Annotated in this window: 13 protein-coding genes; 5 read left to right on the forward strand and 8 right to left on the reverse strand. The window is 65.3% G+C overall.

The annotated features are described in order from the left end of the window. Nucleotides 1-371: 371 nt before the first annotated feature. A complete protein-coding gene (locus tag ACVOLI_RS17465) occupies nucleotides 372-1,910 on the reverse strand; it encodes a DNA recombination protein RmuC (protein ID WP_481615367.1) in 1,539 nt (512 codons plus the stop codon). Between the two features lie 120 nt (nucleotides 1,911-2,030). Here ACVOLI_RS17465 and ACVOLI_RS17470 point away from each other — a divergent pair, with 120 nt between their 5' ends. From ACVOLI_RS17470 to ACVOLI_RS17480, 3 genes are all read left to right on the forward strand, one after another. Continuing rightward, nucleotides 2,031-2,576, forward strand: coding sequence for a nucleoside 2-deoxyribosyltransferase domain-containing protein (locus ACVOLI_RS17470; RefSeq protein ID WP_481615368.1), 546 nt, complete (start codon nucleotides 2,031-2,033; stop codon nucleotides 2,574-2,576). A 17-nt stretch (nucleotides 2,577-2,593) separates the two neighbouring features. After that, nucleotides 2,594-3,220: a leucine efflux protein LeuE gene (gene leuE, locus ACVOLI_RS17475; RefSeq protein WP_481549373.1), complete on the forward strand. Its 627-nt coding sequence runs from the start codon at nucleotides 2,594-2,596 to the stop codon at nucleotides 3,218-3,220. A gap of 226 nt (nucleotides 3,221-3,446) precedes the next feature. Continuing rightward, nucleotides 3,447-4,883 carry an amino acid permease gene (locus ACVOLI_RS17480; protein ID WP_481615369.1) on the forward strand — a complete coding sequence of 479 codons (1,437 nt, stop codon included), beginning with the start codon at nucleotides 3,447-3,449 and terminating at the stop codon, nucleotides 4,881-4,883. A gap of 313 nt (nucleotides 4,884-5,196) precedes the next feature. On the opposite strand, the gene ACVOLI_RS17485 is transcribed toward ACVOLI_RS17480, so the two are convergent. Beyond that, nucleotides 5,197-6,438: a dipeptidase gene (locus tag ACVOLI_RS17485; RefSeq protein WP_481615370.1), complete on the reverse strand. Its 1,242-nt coding sequence runs from the start codon at nucleotides 6,436-6,438 to the stop codon at nucleotides 5,197-5,199. Between the two features lie 381 nt (nucleotides 6,439-6,819). Further along, nucleotides 6,820-7,989 (reverse strand): class I SAM-dependent rRNA methyltransferase, encoded by a 1,170-nt coding sequence (locus ACVOLI_RS17490; RefSeq protein WP_481615371.1) that lies wholly within the window; start codon nucleotides 7,987-7,989, stop codon nucleotides 6,820-6,822. A 285-nt stretch (nucleotides 7,990-8,274) separates the two neighbouring features. Here ACVOLI_RS17490 and ACVOLI_RS17495 point away from each other — a divergent pair, with 285 nt between their 5' ends. Further along, on the forward strand, nucleotides 8,275-9,234 hold the full coding sequence (locus tag ACVOLI_RS17495; RefSeq protein WP_296247417.1) for a TerC family protein: 960 nt from the start codon (nucleotides 8,275-8,277) through the stop codon (nucleotides 9,232-9,234). A gap of 96 nt (nucleotides 9,235-9,330) precedes the next feature. Beyond that, a complete protein-coding gene (locus ACVOLI_RS17500) occupies nucleotides 9,331-10,119 on the forward strand; it encodes a rhomboid family intramembrane serine protease (RefSeq protein WP_481615372.1) in 789 nt (262 codons plus the stop codon). A gap of 268 nt (nucleotides 10,120-10,387) precedes the next feature. Here ACVOLI_RS17500 and ACVOLI_RS17505 read toward each other — a convergent pair whose 3' ends face one another. The 5 genes from ACVOLI_RS17505 to ACVOLI_RS17525 all read right to left on the reverse strand — a co-directional run bounded on the left by ACVOLI_RS17505 (nucleotide 10,388) and on the right by ACVOLI_RS17525 (nucleotide 17,859). Further along, nucleotides 10,388-11,422 (reverse strand): glycerophosphodiester phosphodiesterase, encoded by a 1,035-nt coding sequence (locus tag ACVOLI_RS17505; RefSeq protein WP_481615373.1) that lies wholly within the window; start codon nucleotides 11,420-11,422, stop codon nucleotides 10,388-10,390. Between the two features lie 128 nt (nucleotides 11,423-11,550). Beyond that, nucleotides 11,551-13,167, reverse strand: a complete 1,617-nt coding sequence (locus ACVOLI_RS17510; RefSeq protein ID WP_481615374.1) for an ATP-binding cassette domain-containing protein — start codon at nucleotides 13,165-13,167, stop codon at nucleotides 11,551-11,553. A 213-nt stretch (nucleotides 13,168-13,380) separates the two neighbouring features. Continuing rightward, a complete protein-coding gene (locus ACVOLI_RS17515) occupies nucleotides 13,381-13,767 on the reverse strand; it encodes a VOC family protein (protein WP_481615375.1) in 387 nt (128 codons plus the stop codon). Between the two features lie 60 nt (nucleotides 13,768-13,827). Next, nucleotides 13,828-15,177 (reverse strand): tRNA uridine-5-carboxymethylaminomethyl(34) synthesis GTPase MnmE, encoded by a 1,350-nt coding sequence (mnmE, locus tag ACVOLI_RS17520; protein ID WP_481615376.1) that lies wholly within the window; start codon nucleotides 15,175-15,177, stop codon nucleotides 13,828-13,830. Nucleotides 15,178-15,180: 3 nt separating this feature from the next. Continuing rightward, the gene (locus tag ACVOLI_RS17525) at nucleotides 15,181-17,859 is read right to left on the reverse strand and encodes a polysaccharide deacetylase family protein (RefSeq protein ID WP_481615377.1); all 2,679 of its coding nucleotides are present in this window, start codon (nucleotides 17,857-17,859) and stop codon (nucleotides 15,181-15,183) included. Nucleotides 17,860-18,021 lie beyond the last annotated feature (162 nt).

Consider the following 18,021-nt stretch of genomic DNA (forward strand, 5'->3'; position numbering starts at 1 on the left):
GGGTGGGCGGGGGCGCGGGCGCGGGGGGGGGGGGGTGGTGGGGGGCCCGCGCGGCCCGGGGCGGGGGGGCGCCCCCCCCCCCCCCCCCCCCCCCCCCCCCCCCCCCCCCCCCACTACCGCTTCAGCCCCTCTCCCGCTCACGGGGTGAGAGGGGCAGCTTGCGAACCACCGGTTCGCTGCCCATCGAACGTCCTTGCGCCAGCGCAAGGGCCGGAGCGCGGAGCGGGGGTTGGGGTGAGGGCAGTTTTTGAAGCATTACCGGTAAAGCCTCTTGCCGAGCATGGCTCGGCACTACACATGCGAAGAGCCAACCCCTCCCCAGCCCTCCCCTTGCCTACGGCAAAGGGAGGGAGCTGAAGCATGGCTCGGCGTTACGCTGTCGGGCTTTCGTCTTCGGCTTCGTCGACGTCATCGTCTGTACCCAGCATTGCCTGCGAGGCGTCGCTGGACAGTGACTCCACACCGCGCAGCTTGCGCTCGATGGTGCGGGTCTTGCGGCTGGCGTCGCCCAGGCTCTTGCCGACGGTGTTGATCTGCTTCTCGGCCTTTTCGAGGATGCCGGCGAACTTGCCGAACTCGCTCTTGACCGCGCCCAGCAGGCTCCACACTTCCGACGAGCGCTGTTCGATGGCCAGGGTGCGGAAGCCCATCTGCAGGCTGTTCAACAGCGCGGTCACCGTGGTCGGGCCGGCGATCACCACGCGGTGCTCGCGCTGCAGGGCATCCACCAGCCCAGCGCGGCGGATCACCTCGGCATACAGGCCTTCGGTCGGCAGAAACATCACCGCGAAGTCGGTACTGTACGGCGGCACGATGTACTTCTCGCTGATCGATTTGGCCTGGATGCGGATCGCGCGCTCCAGCTGGTTGCCGCTGTTGCGCACCGCCTCCGCATCACCGGCTTCCTGCGCGTCGAGCAGGCGCTCGTAGTCTTCGCGCGGGAACTTGGAATCGATCGGCAGCCAGACCGGCGTATCGGCATCGCCACGTCCCGGCAGACGCACGGCGAAGTCGACCATCTCGCCGCTGTCGGCGCGCAGCTTCACTCCGCGTGCGTACTGCTCGGCGGTCAGGGTCTGCTCGAGGATGTTGTCCAGCTGCACTTCGCCCCAGCCGCCGCGGTTCTTGACGTTGCTCAGCACGCGCTTGAGGTCGCCAACGCCGGTCGCCAGCTGCTGCATCTCGCCGAGCCCACGCTGCACCTGCTCCAGTCGTTCGGAGACCAGCTTGAACGAGGAATCCAGGCGCGTATTGAGCGTGCTCTGCAGCTTCTCGTCGACGGTCTGGCGCATCAGTTCGAGCTTGGCGGCGTTGTCGCCCTGCAGGTCCTTCAAGCGTGCTTCCAGGGTCTGCCGCATCTCGGTGATGCGCTGCTCGTTGCGCTGGGTCAGCTCGCCCAGCTTCTGGTTCAGCGTCTCGCCGAAGCGCAGCTGGACCTGCGCGCCTTCCTCGCGGCCCTTGCGGGTTTCCTCGACCAGGCTTTGCTGCAGGCCGGCCAGCTGGCGGGCGAAGGCTTCCATGCGCGCTTCCTGCTGCTGGCCGAACACGTCGAGTTGGCCGCGCACATCCTGCAGGCGCGTGCCCAGCAACTGCGCCAGCAGCTGCTGGGCGTTGGCGGTCTCCTCGCGGCCCTTGCGGGCGTCGTCATTGAGGCTGTCACGCAGCAGGTCCAGGCGCTGGTCGGTGCGGGTGGACAGGTCGGTGAGGTTGCGGCCGAAGCCATCGATGCGGATGTCCTGCTGCCGCGCCATGGTTTCCAGCTGTTCGCGCAGTTCGCCGCGGCCGCTGCGCTGCTCTTCGCGCAAGGTGCTTTCCAGCGCGGTGTTGTCATTACGACGCAGCAACAGCAGCAGCTGCAGCACGAGGACGACGACCAGCAGGCCGCCAAGGATCAGGGTTTCGGTTTGCATGGGGGGAAGTGTAGCCCTGCCCGTCTCAGAAGCTGATCCTGCAACCAGCCGACCGCTGGCGAAAACAGCCATCGGCGCCTATCTGCGATCATGTGCACCCCCACCCGCCGTAGCCCCACCATGAAGTTGCCCTCCCTGCTGTTGTCGAGCCTGTTGTGCCTGCTGCCGATGGCCGCCCTGGCCAGCGACTCGCAGACCATCACCTCGCCCCACGCCCTGCCCGCCAATGACGCGCGGCCCAAGGTGTTCCTGGCTGGCAGCATCGAGATGGGCAAGGCGGGCGATTGGCAGCAGCAGGTGCAGGCCGCGCTGGCCGACCAGGGCGTACTGATGCTCAATCCACGCCGCGCCGACTGGAACCCGGCCTGGCGTGCCGAGGCGGATGAACCCGAGTTCCGCCGCCAGGTGGAGTGGGAGCTGGCCGCACTGGAACAGGCCGACATCGTGCTGATGTACTTCGCCCCAGGCACCCAGAGCCCGATCACTCTGCTCGAATTCGGCCTGTATGCGCGCTCGGGCAAGCTGCTGGTGGCGGCACCCGCGGGTTATTGGCGCAAGGGCAACCTGGACATCACCGGTGACCGCTACGGCGTGCCGCGTTTTGATGACCTGCAAGCGTTGATCGACGCGGTGAAGCAGCGCATCGCCACGCAGCGCACGCGCTGATCCCGCGGAGAATCACCATGCCGTGGATGGGTATCAACGACCTGGGCACCTTCGTGGTGGCCGTGATCCTGTTCCTGATGTTGCCGGGCCCGGGCACCTTCACCCTGCTCACCGCCACCGCGCGCGGCGGCGTGCGTGCCGGGTACGCCACCCTGGCCGGCTTGATGCTGGGCGACCAGATCCTGATCGCCATCGCCGCCACCGGTGTGGCGGCGCTGCTGCAGGCCCATCCGATGCTGTTCGCCGCGCTGCGCTACGTCGGCGCGGCCTACCTGATCTGGGTCGGCATCAACCTGCTGCGTGAACCGACGGCAGCCGCAGGCGAGGCTGCGCCGGTACAGCACGGGCGACGCTGGTTCCGCCAGGCCTTGCTGGTCGGCGTGCTCAATCCCAAGGCGATCCTGTTCTACATGGCCTTCTTCCCGCTGTTCATCGATCCGGTCCGGCAGCGCGGTGCGCTGACCCTGGCGACGATGGCGGTGCTGATCGCCCTCCTCAGCATCGGCTGGTGCTCGGTGCTGATCTTCGGCGGCCAGTTCATCGCCCGCCGCCTGGCCGGCTATCCGCGTGTTGGCGTGTGGCTGCGGCGCGGGGTTGGCGTCTGCCTGGTGGTGTTCGGGCTGCGGCTTGGCATAGCCGAGTGACGCTGCTGCAAGGCCGCGGCTGACCGCCAGCAGGCCACCACAGCGGCATAAGCTCGTTTGGCGGGGCCGCAGCCCGACCTGGATCGATGGTTTTTATGCCGAATTCGGCACGTTGACATCCATTCGCGGTAAAAGCGCGCCAAATGACGGGTTTTTCTAGCTTTGCTGCACTGCGTTACGCCAAACTCGGCCGCTTCCCCGAACCACCACGAACCGTGAGGTCCGCATGCAATCCTGGCTCCGGCGCAAGCCCATCGACCAACTCACTGAACACGAAGAAGGCCGTCGGCTTATTCCAACGCTGAGCTGGCCCCATCTGGTCGCGCTTGGCATCGGCGCCATCGTCGGCACCGGCATCTACACGCTGATCGGCGTGGGTGCGGACAAGGCAGGCCCTGCGGTGCTGCTGTCCTTCATCATCGCCGGCGCGATCTGCGCCTGTGCGGCACTGGCCTATGCCGAGCTGTCGACGATGATGCCGGCCGCAGGCAGCGCCTATACCTACAGCTACAGCGCATTGGGCGAGACCATCGCCTGGGTGGTTGGCTGGAGCCTGATCCTGGAGTACTCGCTGGTGGTCAGCACGGTGGCGGTCGGCTGGTCCGGCTACTTCGTCGGCTTCCTGGAATGGCTGCACACCTCGTTCGGCTGGAACGTGGCCTTGCCGCAGGCCCTTGCTGCCGGTCCGCATGTTGAAGGCGGCTTCCTCAACGTACCGGCCATCGTCATCACCTTCCTGGTCGCCGGCATGCTAATGGTCGGTACCAAGGAGAGCGCCACCCTCAACGCCGTGCTGGTGGTGTTCAAGCTGATCGCGCTGGCAGTGTTCGTCGCGGTTGCGCTGCCGGCCTTCGACAGCGCCAACCTGCAGCCGTTCATGCCGTATGGCTTCCCCAAGTCGATCAGCGCCGATGGCGTCGAGCGCGGGGTGATGGCGGCGGCGGCGATCATCTTCTTCGCCTTCTACGGCTTCGATGCGATCTCCACCGCAGCCGAGGAAACCAAGAACCCCAAGCGCGACCTGTCGATCGGCATCATCGGTTCGATGGTCGGCTGCACCATCATCTACCTGCTGGTGGCGCTGGCCGCCGTCGGTGCGATGAGCTACACGGTATTCGGCAAGAGCGCCGAGCCGCTGGCGCTGATCATGCGCGAACTCGGCCATGGCACCGCCGCGCTGGTGATCGGCATCGTCGCCATCATCGCGCTGCCGACCGTGCTGCTGGCGTTCTTCTACGGCCAGAGCCGCATCTTCTTCGTGATGTCGCGTGATGGCCTGCTGCCGCGTGGCCTGTCCAAGGTCAACCAGCGCACCGGTACGCCGGTGGTCATCACCCTGTTCACCGCGGTACTGGTGGCTGCGCTGGCCGGTGTTGCGCGCCTGGATGAAATCGCCGCGCTGGCCAATGCCGGCACCTTGGCAGCATTCACCGCGGTCGGCCTGTGCCTGCTGGTGCTGCGCAAGCGCGAGCCCAACCGTCCGCGTACCTTCCGCACGCCGCTGGCATGGGTGGTCGGGCCGCTGGCGATCGGCGGCTGCATCTACCTGTTCATCAGCCTGCCGATGCGTACCCAGTTGTGGTTCCTGGCGTGGAACGTGTTTGGCTTGCTGGTCTATGCCGTCTACAGCCGCCGCAATGCGGTGCTGGGGCGTAGCAAGTAATCCACAGGTTGTTGTGGATAAGGCGAAAAGCGGGCTTCGGTCCGCTTTTTGTTTTTGGGGAGTTGTTGGTTCTGCTTGAAGAGCACCCCTCCCCAACCCTCCCCTGCGCTACGCGCAAGGGAGGGGGCAAAGCGGCTCCCTCCCTTTGCCGCAGGCAAGGGGAGGGCTGGGGAGGGGTGCCTTTGCTTCAAAGCTCTAAAGCCTCAAGGCTCAACTCCACCTGTGGACAACCCACTTATCCCCAACAACATGTGGATAAAAACAAAGCGGGCCTGAGCCCGCTTCGTCATTCCATGCATTCAACAGCGCGCGATCAAGACTTCTTCTGCGCCGCCGCGTAGTCCTGCGCCTGGCGCATCACCCGCAGCACATTGCCGCTCCAGATGTTGCCGATCTGCGCATCGGTCAGACCACGGCGCTGCATCCAGGCGGTGATCTTGGGTAGATCAGCCGCGTCCTCCATGCCGGTCACGCCGCCGCCGCCGTCCCAGTCCATGCCGATGCCGACGTGATCCGGGCCGACCACGTCGAGCATGTGGCCGAAGTGCTGGAAGAAATCATCCAGCGTGGCCTTGCGCCGCGGGTACTTCTGGTCGAGCTCGGCCATTGCCTTGCGCAGTTCCACGCCCTTGGCCATGGTCATGTTCTCCCAGCCGCCGAGACGCTTTTCCAGTTCCTCTTCGGCCTGCTTGCGCTCGGCGCTCTTGGTTTCATCGACCAAGTAACCACCGTAGGCATTGGCCTGGATCACGCCGCCCTTGGCCGCCAGTTGGCGAAGGCGCGCGTCGTCCAGGTTGCGCGGGTGGTTGAACACCGCCTTGGCCGAGCTGTGCGAGAGGATGAAGGGCACCGGCATCATCTCGATCAGGTTGTCGAACACCGCATCCGAAGCGTGCGACTGGTCGATAACGATGCCCAGCTTCACCGCCTCGTTGACCAGCGCCTTGCCAGCCGGGCTCAGGCCATTCCATTCGGCGCCCTTGGGATCGGTGGCCGAGTCGGCGAACTCGTTGTTGGCGAAGTGCACCGTCGACATCAGTCTCAGGCCGGCCTTGTAGTAGTAGCTCAGCAAGGTCGGGTCGGCGACCAGCGGGCTGCCGTTCTCCATGCTGATATAGACCACGCGCTTGCCGGCGGCCTTGATCCTCGCAGCATCGTCAGCCGTCAGTGCCAGCTGGAACTTGTCCGGGTTGGCGGCCAGCATCTCGTGGATTTCCTGCATGCGCTGCAGGCCGTGGTCGCGCTCGGCGATATGCGCGGCCGGGCTGCGGTCGCCCTGGTCGGTATAGATGGCAAAGAAGCCACCATCCAGCGCGCCTTCGACCATGCGTGGGTAGTCCACCTGCGACAAGGCGTTGTGGTCGTGACGCTGCATGATGTTGAAGTCGGCGCGGCCGAAGTTGGCCGGCGTATCCAGATGCGAGTCCAGGGTCAGCAGCTTGTGCTGCAAGGCGCTGGCCTTGCTCAGCTCGGCCGGGCTGAACTCCACCGCCGAAGCTGCCAGTGGAACGCACAACGACAGGGATACCAGCAGGGACAGGGGACGCAGCGTCATGAGGCCTCACCGTGAAGGGAAAGGCCAGACCTTAGCGCCCAAGCGGAGCTGCGGGCCAGTGACTGACGGCATGGAGGAGTTTTTTGTAGCGCCGAGCCATGCTCGGCTGGAGCTTTACCGGGAAGGCCCCTGCCGAGCATGGCTCGGCACTACCGCTTTGGCCCCTCTCCCGTACACGGGAGAGGGGTTGGGGTGAGGGCAGCCTTTCGCTTGTAACGCCCCTGCCGAGCATGGCTCGGCACTACCGAGATGCTGTGCCCTCCCTTTGGCGCAGCCAAGGGGGTGAAGAAGGCCTGCTTGCGCGCCATTGGCGCGCGGCCTGATGAACGACCGAAGGCTGCGCCTTCGGGCCGGACGGGTTGGGTAGGGGTCGCTTTTGCCTTAGTCCAGCACGCGGCAGAACACCGCCTTGAGGTAACGCGATTCCTGCACGTGCGCCATGAACGGATGGTCCGGGCCAGCGCCAGCAACCTTCAGGATCTGGATGGTGCGGCCCGAGAAATAGGCGGCACGGCGCAGCATGTCGAGGAACTGGTCCTCGGCCACCAGGCCGGTGCAGGAGAAGGTGGCAAACAGGCCGCCGGGCTTGACCACGCCCAAGGCCAGCTTGTTCATGTCCAGGTACTTCTTCAGCGCGGTGATGACCTGGTCGCGGTCGCGGGTCATCTTGGCCGGGTCGAGGATCACCACGTCGTACTGGTCGCCGCGGTTGGCCGCATCACGCAGCCACGGGAAGATGTCGGCCTGCACGAACTTGGGCTTGGCGTTGTTCAAACGCGCATTGCCCTTGGCGATCTGGATCACGTCCTGGTCGATGTCCACGCCCAGTACCTCGGCCGCACCGCGCGCTGCGGCGTACACCGCAAAGCCACCGGTGTTGCAGCACAGGTCGAGCACGGTCTTGCCTTCGACCTGCTGGCTCAGCCACTCACGGTTCTCGCGCTGGTCGGCGAAGAAACCGGTCTTGTGCGCGCCGGCCGGGTCAGCGCGGAACTTGATGCCGTACTCGGTGATCACTGCCGGTTCGGTGGTGGTGTTGCCGTGGAAATCGAAGCTTTCCTGCTTCTGCACGTGTTCGTCGGCGAAGCTGTGGAAGCGGCAACCCGGGAACAGGTCGCGCAGGGCATCGTAGATCCATTCGCGGTGACGGAACATGCCGGCGGCGAAGAACTCGACCACCAGCAGGTCGTCATAGCGGTCCACCACCAGGCCGGACAAGCCGTCGCCTTCGCTGTGGACAACGCGCCAAGCGTTGGAGATTGTGTCCAGCTTCAGCACGTCGCGGCGCAGCGACACCGCCTGCGCCAGCTTCTGCGCGAACCAGGCCTGATCCACCGCTACGTCCGGGTTGGTTTCCAGGATACGCACGGCGATGCGCGAGTGCCCGTTGTAGAAGCCGCGGCCAATCCACTCGCCGTCCACGCCGACCACATCGACGATGGTGCCGGACTTGGGCTTGACGGTCGGCTTCTCGACCAGTTTCTGGAAAATCCACGGGTGGCTGGAGCGCCACGCGTTCTTCAGGCGTACGACGGGGAGTGGGGTATTCATGGGCGCTATTGTAGCCGGGCACCGCCCCCTGCCTGCAGCGTATTCATTGACTGTAATGGGCACAGGCCGCACTATTCGCCCCAGAAGGGGAGTAGCTCCCAGACGTTGTCGCCGTCAGTTCGAGTCGCATGACTCCGGTGCAACGGCAGTTCCAGCCATTGGAACTGTGAGCAAGACCTTCGCCGCATAGGCGAAGCTCTGTCCCCGGTCTCCCCGATTCCGTGTCCAGCTCTTGGCCTTTGTGGTTCCGAGTTATCCCCGTTCACGACCGGAATTTTTCCCATGATGCAGACAATTGGTAATCCTTGGCTTTGGGGCGGCTTCATCGTCGTCGTCATTGCCGCGCTGTTGATCGACCTGGTGCTGATGCGCCACGGTGGCCCGCACAAGGTCACCTTCAAGGAGGCCATTTACTGGTCGCTGGGCTGGGTGGCGCTGGCCCTGGCCTTCAACGCCGGCCTCTGGTACTACCTGCATGAGACCGCGGGCGCGGCCGTTGCCAATGAAGTGGGCCTGCAGTTCCTGACCGGCTACCTGATCGAGAAGGCGCTGGCGGTCGACAACATCTTCGTCTTCCTGCTGATCATGGGCTACTTCGCGGTGCCCGAGACCCAGCGCCAGCGCGTGCTGATCATCGGCATCCTGGGCGCGATCGTGCTGCGTACGATCATGATCTTCGCCGGTTCCGTGCTGGTTACCCAGTTCCATTGGCTGCTCTACGTGTTCGGCGCCTTCCTGCTCTACACCGGCTGGAAGATGTGGTTCGCCGCCAGCGAGGAACCCAGCCTGGATAACAACCCGGCGCTGAAGTTCATGCGCAAGCACCTGCGCATCACCCACGAGTACAGCGGCAACAACCTGGTCACCGAAAAGGATGGCGTGCGCTGGTTCACCCCGATGTTCGTGGTGTTGATCCTGATCGCGGTCACCGACGTGATCTTCGCGGTGGACTCGATCCCGGCCATCTTCGCCATCACCACCGACCCGTTCATCGTGCTGACCTCGAACGTGTTCGCGGTGCTGGGCTTGCGTGCGATGTTCTTCCTGCTGGCCGGCATGGCCGACCGTTTCCACCTGCTGCCCTACGGTCTGGCCGTCATCCTGGCCTTCATCGGCACCAAGATGCTGCTGATCGATATCTTCAAGATCCCGGTACCGGTTTCGCTGGGTGTGGTTGCCGCGGTCCTGGTGGCCACCGTGATCCTGAGTCTGAAGATTCCGCCGAAGGGTGGCCACAAGGCCTGATCCACGTGCCACCGGCGGGATTGTCCCGCCGGTGGCATGCCAGATCCCATGCGCGGCGCCCTTGGCTTTCGCCCAAGGCGCCGCAATCCCTTGATCATGGACACGCCAACCCTGCCTGACACCGGCGACACGCCGGCCACCACTGCCCGCAACGACCGCAGCCGGGTGCTGCGCGCGTTCAACATCAGCCTGGGCTTTGTCCTGCTGCTGGTGGCGATGTTCGCCCTGCAGAGCAGCGGTTGGGATTGGCGGCCCTGGGCGGTAGCGCCGCTGGAAGCCAATGGTCTGGCCGGCCTGCTTGGCGCGCCCTTGTTACATGGTTCGATTGAACACCTGGGCGCCAATGCGGTCGCCCTGCTTATTCTCGGCACGCTGGCCGGCAGTGTTTATCCCAAAGCCACCCTGCGTGCCCTGCCCCTGCTGTGGCTGGGTTCCGGCCTGGGCGCCTGGATGCTGGGCGAGGCCGGCAGCCGCCATCTCGGTGCCAGTGGCCTGACCCACGGCCTGATGTTCCTGGTGTTCGTGCTCGGCCTGCTGCGCCGCGACCGGCCGGCAATCGCCGCCAGCCTGATCGGCTTCCTGTTCTACGGCAGCATGCTGATCACCATCCTCCCGCACGAACCGGGCGTGTCCTGGCAATCGCATATGGGCGGAGCTGCGGCTGGCGTGATCGCCGCGCTGCTGTTCCGCAACGTCGACCCGCGCGCTGCACGCAAACGCTACAGCTGGGAAGACGAGGAAGACGCCGAGCAGCTGGCCGAAGCCGACAACGAACTCGAACCGCCCGCACCGGGCCATGTGCCGGTGCTGTGGCAGCCGCGCGAAGGCCGTGACTATGAGGTAGTGGTACCGCTGCGGCGGCGGGATTCAGACGAACGGCCCTAAGCGCCGCACGGTAGTGCCGAGCCATGCTCGGCAGGGGCTCTACCAGCGAACCATCAACCTGCAGGAGCGGCATAGGCCGCGAAGCTTGAAAGGCCTAAGAGCTAACCCCTCCCCAGCCCTCCCCTTGGCTGCGCCAAAGGGAGGGGGCGTTTCTTGGCGATCTGACAACCCGTAGCGCAGCCGCTTGTCTCCCTCCCTTTGCCATAGGCAAGGGGAGGGCCGGGGAGGGGTCGCTCTTCAGCTCTTCAGCTCTTCAGCTCTTCAGCGCTTAAGAACCACCATCCACCGCCCGTCGCCCCAGCGCCGGATCATCGGTGAAGAACGCATCGATGCCCGCCTGCAGATAGACGCGGATCTCGGCCACCGAGGCCTCCGGATTGCGCGCGTTCTCCGCGCCCTGACGCAATGCCGGCGGCAGGAACGGGTTTTCCGGGCGGAAGCTGTATGCAACTACCTGCAGGCCGGCGGCATGCGCATCGCCAATCAAGGCGGTAGGTGCGGCCAACTTGCCCTGCGCGTCCAGCGGCACCAGCGCATGCCGTTCCACGCCAATCGCATCGGCATAGGCGGCGATATCGCGCAGGCCGGCTGGCGTCATCATCTGTGCATAAGTCAGGCTGCCACCGGTGAGTGCTACGTCAGCTGGCTTTTCATTCCCGCTGCCCAGCAACTGCAGCAGGCGGATATTGCTGTCCTTGCCGAGCTTGCCGCGGATCTGCCGCAGGTTGGCGGTCTCGAAGGACTGCAGCAGGATAGGCGCGACCTTGGTGTAGCTGTTGCCCTGCAGGGTGCTCAACAGCTTGTCTTCCATCGGCAGGCCGATGCTCTGGAAATAGCTGCCGTGCTTGATCTCCGGGGCCAAGCCGATGCCACGGTTGGCGCGCCCGGCCTGTTGCACCAGGAAGCTGATGATCTCGTCCAGGGTGGCAATGCGGAACTGGCCGTCGAAGGCGGTGCCGCGGATCTGCGGCAGGCGCTCGCGCGCATACAGCGTCTTCAGCTCGGCGACGGTGAAGTCTTCGGTGAACCAACCCTCGACCTGCTGGCCGTCGATCAGCTTGCGGGTGCGGCGGCTGGCAAACTCGGGATGGCTGGCGACATCGGTGGTCGAACCGATCTCGTTCTCGTGCCGGGCCAGCATCACCCCGTCCTTGCTCATCACCAGGTCCGGCTCGATGTAATCGGCGCCGTCGCTGATGGCCTGTGCATAAGCGGCCAGGGTGTGCTCGGGCAGCAGTGCACTGGCACCACGGTGCGCGTACACCGAAACCTGGGGATAAGTCTGCGCGGCTGAGCTGTCCATTGCCCAACAGCATGCCACGCCAACCCCCACCGCCATCAACCAGGCCCAGCTTCGCACCGTCACTACTCCAATTCGAAAACAAGGCGCGCAGCATGACGGCCGCATGTGACGTGCGGAAGAACATCGCCTCACTGATTGCGTTGCCACTCCCAGCCATCGGCGCTGGCATGCAGGCGCGCGCTGATGCCGATGGCCTGCAGCAGCGCCTCGTCATGCGAAACCAGCAACAGGCTGCCCTGGTATTGCCGCAGCAGATCTTCCAGAGCCGACAGCGCATCCAGGTCGAGGTGATTGCCGGGCTCGTCCAGCAACAGCAGCTGTGCCGGTGGATCGGCATACAGCGCGCAGGCCAGGCCGGCCTTCAGCCGCTGCCCGCCACTGAGCTGGGCCGAGGGCAGCTGTACCTGGTCTGCATCCAGACCAAGCAGGGCCAATCGGCTGCGCAGCTCACCTTCGGCCATGCCCGGATTACGCAGGCGCAGAGCCTCCAGCACGCTGCTGTGCTCCGGCAGCAGCTGCAGTTGCTGATCCAGCAGAGCCACTGGCACCTGCACGTTTACCTCACCAGCCAGCGCAGGCAGCTGTCCTGCCAACACCTTCAACAAGGTCGACTTGCCCAGACCGTTGCCGCCGGTGATGGCGACGCGTTCGCCGCGCCGCAGGTTGAAGTCCAGCATGCGCAACGCCGGTGCCACATGCGGCAGCTGCAGTCCGGTGGAACGCACTACCCACTCCGGTCCGCTGGTTTGCACGTTCGGGACCAGCAACACCGGGGCGGCGGCTTCGCTGTCGGCCTGCGCCTCGCGCACCGCGTCGTGCAACAACAGCTGCCGTTGATCCAGTTGCGCGCGCGCCTTGCCCAGGCTGGCTTCGGCGCGTTGCCGCTGCAGACCGAGCAGGATCGGCGCTTGATTGGCGTTGGCGGCCTCGCGGTTGCCGCGCGCGCTGCGTTGTTCCAGCCGCTGGCGTTGTTCGCGCAGTGCCTGCTCGCCCTTGCGACGCTCATGCCGACGTTGCTGCAGCAAAGCCTCGGCCGCTGCGCGTTCGCCAGCGCGCGCCTGTGCATAGAACGCATGGTTGCCGCCGTAGCTGCGCAGCCCCTGCGGCGACAGTTCGACGATGCGTTCCACCTGTTGCAGCAACAGGCGATCGTGGCTGACCAGGATCAGGCCCTGTTTCCTCGCCTGCAGTTGCTCGGCCAACCAATGCCGGCCGGCGTGATCGAGATGATTGCTGGGTTCGTCGAGGATCAGCCACTCCACCGGCTGCAGCAATGCACCCACCAAAGCGATGCGCATGCATTGCCCGCCACTGAGCTTATCCACAGGTGTATCGGCATCAACGCCGTGCAAGCCAGCATCAGCCAAGGCCTGCTGCAGGGTTTCACACAGGCTCCATTGCTCGCCAATCGAGTCGAAATCCGCTTGCAGCGTGCTTCCTGCTTCAATCCTGCGCAATGCATCCACACGCTTATCCACAGCTGCGAGTTCGGCTACGCGCTGTCCTGTTTGTGGCCGTACCTGTTGTGCAAGGTAGTAGGCCTCACCGATGCGACGGCAGTGCCCGGCACTGGGTTGGCGCAGCCCAGCCAGTATCTGCGCGAGCACGGATTTGCCCACGCCGTTGCGCCCGACCAGACCGGTGGGCCGGTCATCGAACTGTGCGTTGAGGTTGGAGAACAGGCTGCGCCCATCGGGCGTGTGCCACGCGACGCCATCCAGCGTCACGGAAATTGAGTTTGTCATGCGGTATTCCATCGATGCCCGAAGCACCCGGCCGCCAGCGGCAGCAGGGACTGGTAGGGACCGTCATCAAGACGGTGGCATCAATGGCGCATTGGACTGACTCCGTTGGCGGGGGAATCCCGTAACAGGGCCTAGCCTAACGGCGGCAAACAGAACTGTCAGTAACTGGCGGCGCGCTCTTGGCCACGCCGCCGTAGTCGGGAAAGCCGATGCTCAGGCCTGCGCCGCACGGTGCGTGGCACACAGCTTGTTGCCGGCCGGATCACGCAGATACGCCAGGTAGAGCGGGCCGAACGGGCTTTGCCGCGGCCCCGGCGGGTCTTCCACGCTCATGCCACCGTTGCCAACACCTGCCGCGTGCCAGGCTTCGACCACTTCAGGAGAGGCGCAACTGAAGCCGATGGTGCCGCCATTGGCATGCGTGGCCGGCTCGCCGTTGCGCGGATGGCCGACGATCAGCAAGGCACCGGCGTGGAGATACACCACATTGCCCTTGGGATCGACGAAGCCCGGCTTTGCGCCGAGCGTGGACAGCAGCGCGTCATAGAACGCCTTGGATGCCTCAATGTCATTTGCGCCAACCACGATGTGCGAAAACATCACCTACCTCCTGACTTTTGGGTTGTCTGGCCGCTGCCGGCCGGTGGCTCAACGCCGGCACTATTTGCCGATGCAGAAGCTCGAGAAAATCCTGCCGAGTAGGTCATCGGCGGTCATGCGGCCGGTGATTTCGCCGAGTGCGTCATGCGCGAGGCGCAGTTCCTCGGCGGCCAGTTCCAGCTGGTCGTAGTGCAGCTGGCCGTCGGCGGCATCGAGGTGTTCGCTGGCCAGGGCCAGCGCTTCGACGTGGCGCAGGCGCGCGGAGAACTCACCCTGCATGCCCTCGCCGGCACCGTGGCTGGCGATCTCGCGCAGGCGTGCGTGCAGCTGCTCCAGGCCCTGGCCATTGGCAGCGGACAGGGCGATGCTGTCTTCGCCCAACTCCCGCGGCCACTGCGGCAGCAGGTCGGACTTGTTGTGTATCCACAGTTGGCGGGCGGCTTGTGCGGCGGCATCGCCGATCGCTGCCCTGCCCGCCTCCGGGTCACGGGCATCGAGCACGACGATGGCCAGATCGGCGCGCTGCATCTCGGCGCGGGCGCGGCGCATGCCTTCGCGTTCGATGGCATCGCCGCCTTCGCGCAGACCGGCGGTGTCGACCAGTTCCAGCTCCAGGCCGTCGATGCGGATGGTCTCGCGCAAGGTGTCGCGGGTGGTGCCTGCGATATCGGTGACGATTGCGCGTTCGCTGCCGGCCAGTGCATTGAGCAGCGAGCTCTTGCCGGCATTGGGCGGACCGATCAGCACCGCATGCAGGCCATCGCGCAGCTTGCGGCCGCGTTCGGCGTCGATGCGCAGCTGGGCCAGCAAGGCCTTGGCCTGTTCGATACCGGCACGCACCTGCGCGCCGCCGAGCGTGTCCAGCGGCTCATCAGCGAAGTCGATGGCCGCTTCAACATGGATGCGCAGCCGCACCAGTTGCTCGCCCACTTCTTCAACCCGGCGCGAGAACACACCGTCCAGCGAACGCCGCGCGGCGCGTGCAGCGCGCACATCGCCAGCGGCGATCAGGTCGGCGATGGCTTCGGCCTGGGCCAGGTCGAGCTTGCCGTTGAGGAAGGCCCGCTCGCTGAACTCACCGGCGCGGGCCTGGCGCGCGCCCAGTTCGATGCAACGGGCCAGCAGCTGGCGCAGCACCACCGGGCTGCCGTGGCCCTGCAGTTCCACTACGTCCTCGCCGGTAAAGCTGCGCGGACCGGGAAAGTACAGGGCGATGCCGTCGTCGATGACCTCGCCTGCGGCATCGCGGAACCTGGCGTAATGGGCATGGCGCGACTTGAGCTGTGGACAACCCAATGCAACCGCAATCCGCAGTGACTGCGGGCCGGAGACACGCAGCATCCCGACACCGCCGGCAGCAGCACCGCTGGCGATGGCAACAATGGTCTGGCCTGTGGACACGTCGCTCATGGCTTACAGCTTCTGCAATTGTGCGCGGGCCTGGGCGGCGCCGCTGCCTTGCGGCTGCAACTCCAGGTAGGTCGTATAGGCCTGCTTGGCCTTGGCCTTGTCGCCGGCATTGAAGTAGGCGTCGCCAAGATTCAGGTAGGCCACCGCGCGCGAGGGATCGATCTTCAAGGTGTTCTCCAGCCAGCGCGCAGCTTCGGCATAGCGCTGCTGGCGGTAATAGACGAAGCCGAGGTTGTTCGCCGCCTGGGCGAAATCAGGACGCAGCTTCAAGGCTTCGGTGAACTGCGCCACCGCCTCGTCGTAACGCTTTTCGCGGTACAGCTGCAGGCCGCGGTCGTTGGCCTGCTGCGCCCGCTGGCGATCTGAAGTTGGTACGGCGGCCGGCACCACCAGGGTGCTCTTGCCCCCCTGCAGATCGGCAACCGTTACCGGCGCTTCGGTCCTGCCTGCAGGTTTGGCGTCCTGCACGGCATCGACGCGGCTGTTGAGGGCAATGGCGTCAGCCGAAAGCTGGCGGGTATCGGCGTTGAGGAATTCCTGGCTGTCCGGCACCTGGAACACGAACTCGCCGCCCTGCGAACCGGGCAGGCTGCCAAAGGCCGGTGTCTGCCGCGATACCGCCGACACCGCAGGCGCCACATACGCGGCCAATTCGGTGCCGGTGATCAGGCCATCGCCATTGAGGTCGCCCTTGCCGGCCAGCGCCTGCAGCAGCACCCAGGTGAATACCGAATGCCCGTTCGGGCCGCTGTCAGCGACCTGCTGGTCGGCACCGCCGGCGGTCAGCATCTGCCGCGCGCTGCGGCGAGCGTTCTCGCGCAGGAACGATGACGAACTGCCGCCGCGGGTCAGCCCCAGACCGCTGTAGCAGGCATCCATCACGAACAGCACGTGCTTGGCCTGCATGCTCTCTGCGATGTTCTGGATGTCGGTCATCGCGATGGCATCGGTGGCGAATTCGTTCGGGTCCGAGTCCACCGGAATGATGTAGCCGAGGTCGCGGCCGGAGGCGAGCTGGCGGGTCGCGCCATGGCCGGCGAAGAACACGAACACGCGGTCGTTCTTGCCGGTGCGCTCATCGGCCAGGCGGTCGTGGAAGGCGGCCAGAATGTTGTTGCGGGTGGCCTGCTGGTTCTTCAGCACGATCACCTGCGAGGACGGGAAGCCGAACTGGCCGGTCAGCGTATCGGCGATGGACTGCGCGTCGCGGCCGGCGTACTCGAGCTTGGGCCACTTGGCGTAGTCATCGATGCCAATGACGATCGCCCAGGATTTTTCGTAGCCGGTGGTGACGGTGGTATCGGCGACCACACCCTTGCGCGCACGGCTGACACTGAAATCACGGCCATTCCAGCCGGCGAACTGGTAACCATCGGCGATCAGCTTGTCGAGGATCTGCGGCAGCGCTTTCACCGCGCGGTCGTGGATGTCATGGAACAGGATGATGCCGCGCTGTTCCTTCTGCACCTGGTCGACCACGCGCTGCACGATGGACTCGGGCACCGGGTCGGCCCAGTCCATCGAGTCGATGTTCCACATGATGGATTTCAGGCCAGCTTCGTTGAGCAGCTGCAGGCCTTCGGCGTTGCGCGCCCCATACGGAAAGCGGAACAGCGGCGCGCGCTTGGCATCCACGCCCTTGAGCAAGGTATCGGTATCGAGCACCTGCTGGCGCAGCGCATCGCCGGTGGTGCGCGAAAGCTGCGCGTGGGTCAGGCTGTGGTTGCCGACCGCATAGCCGTGCTCCATCAGGTTGCGGCTGATGCCCGCCATCGGCCCGAGCTTGACCTTGCCATCGGCCTCGACCGCACCGAGGTTGCGGCCCACTTCAAAGAACACACCCGGCACGTCGTAGCGCTGCAGGATGGCGACGACTTCATCGGTGTACGCCTTGTGCGGGCCATCGTCGAAGGTCAGCACGACGGTCTTGGCCGGCAGGTCACGGCCGAAGATTTCGCGGTCGCTGTCCTGCATCGACATCGGGTAGGGCTCGATCACGCCAAAGTCGCGCAGGATGGCGTCGCGCTTGTACAGCGTGTTGAGGTGGGCGACATAGTCGTCCCACTTCTCACGCTTGAGCTCGATGGCGCGGGTGCGCTCGAAGCGGCTGAAGATGCGGGTCAGTTCCTGGTTGTAGTTGCGCTCGATCTCGTCGAGCGCGTCCAGGTCTTCGCCGATGCGCTGGTGCAGCTTTACGGCTGGCAGCGAGGAATCCGCACCGACGCGTTGATGCAGTTCGCGCAGTATTTCGCGGAAGGCCAAGCGATCGGCGTCGTAGAGCTCGGGCGAGGATTCAATGTAGTCCAGCACCGTGCCCAGGGTAGCGAAGCGCTGCGGATTCGGGTCACGCAGCAAGGCGTCGAACTGCGCGGCAATGGCCTGACGCTGCTCCAGCCCGTCGTGGAACAGCTGTTGGCCGATACGACTTGAAGTCTGGCGGTCGGCTGGCGATTGCTGTGCCTCGTCGGCCAGCAACACGACGATGCGGCGATGCCCGTCCAACTGTTTCTGCAATGCGGTCAACAGCGGTGCGGCCGCTGGATTGGCTGCAGCTGCGGCCTGCGCGCTGGCCTGGGTTGGCGTCGCGGTGCCAGTCTCGTCCTGTTTCGAACAGCCGGCGACCGTCAACGCGGCAAGCAACACGGCAGGCAGGATCAGGCGGCGCAACGGCGAACGGGGCATGGCGGGCTCAGGGAAAGGGTGCAGCAGATGTGGTGATTCTAACGCCACAGGCGAAGAGACCGGCTTGCGACGAAATGCCGCCCCCGTTGTAGGAGCGGCGTCAGCCGCGAAGCAGGCACAGCATCAGATTGCACAGCTGCGAAGGGCTTCAGCAGTATCGGC

This window comes from Stenotrophomonas sp. STEN029, from assembly GCF_056760015.1.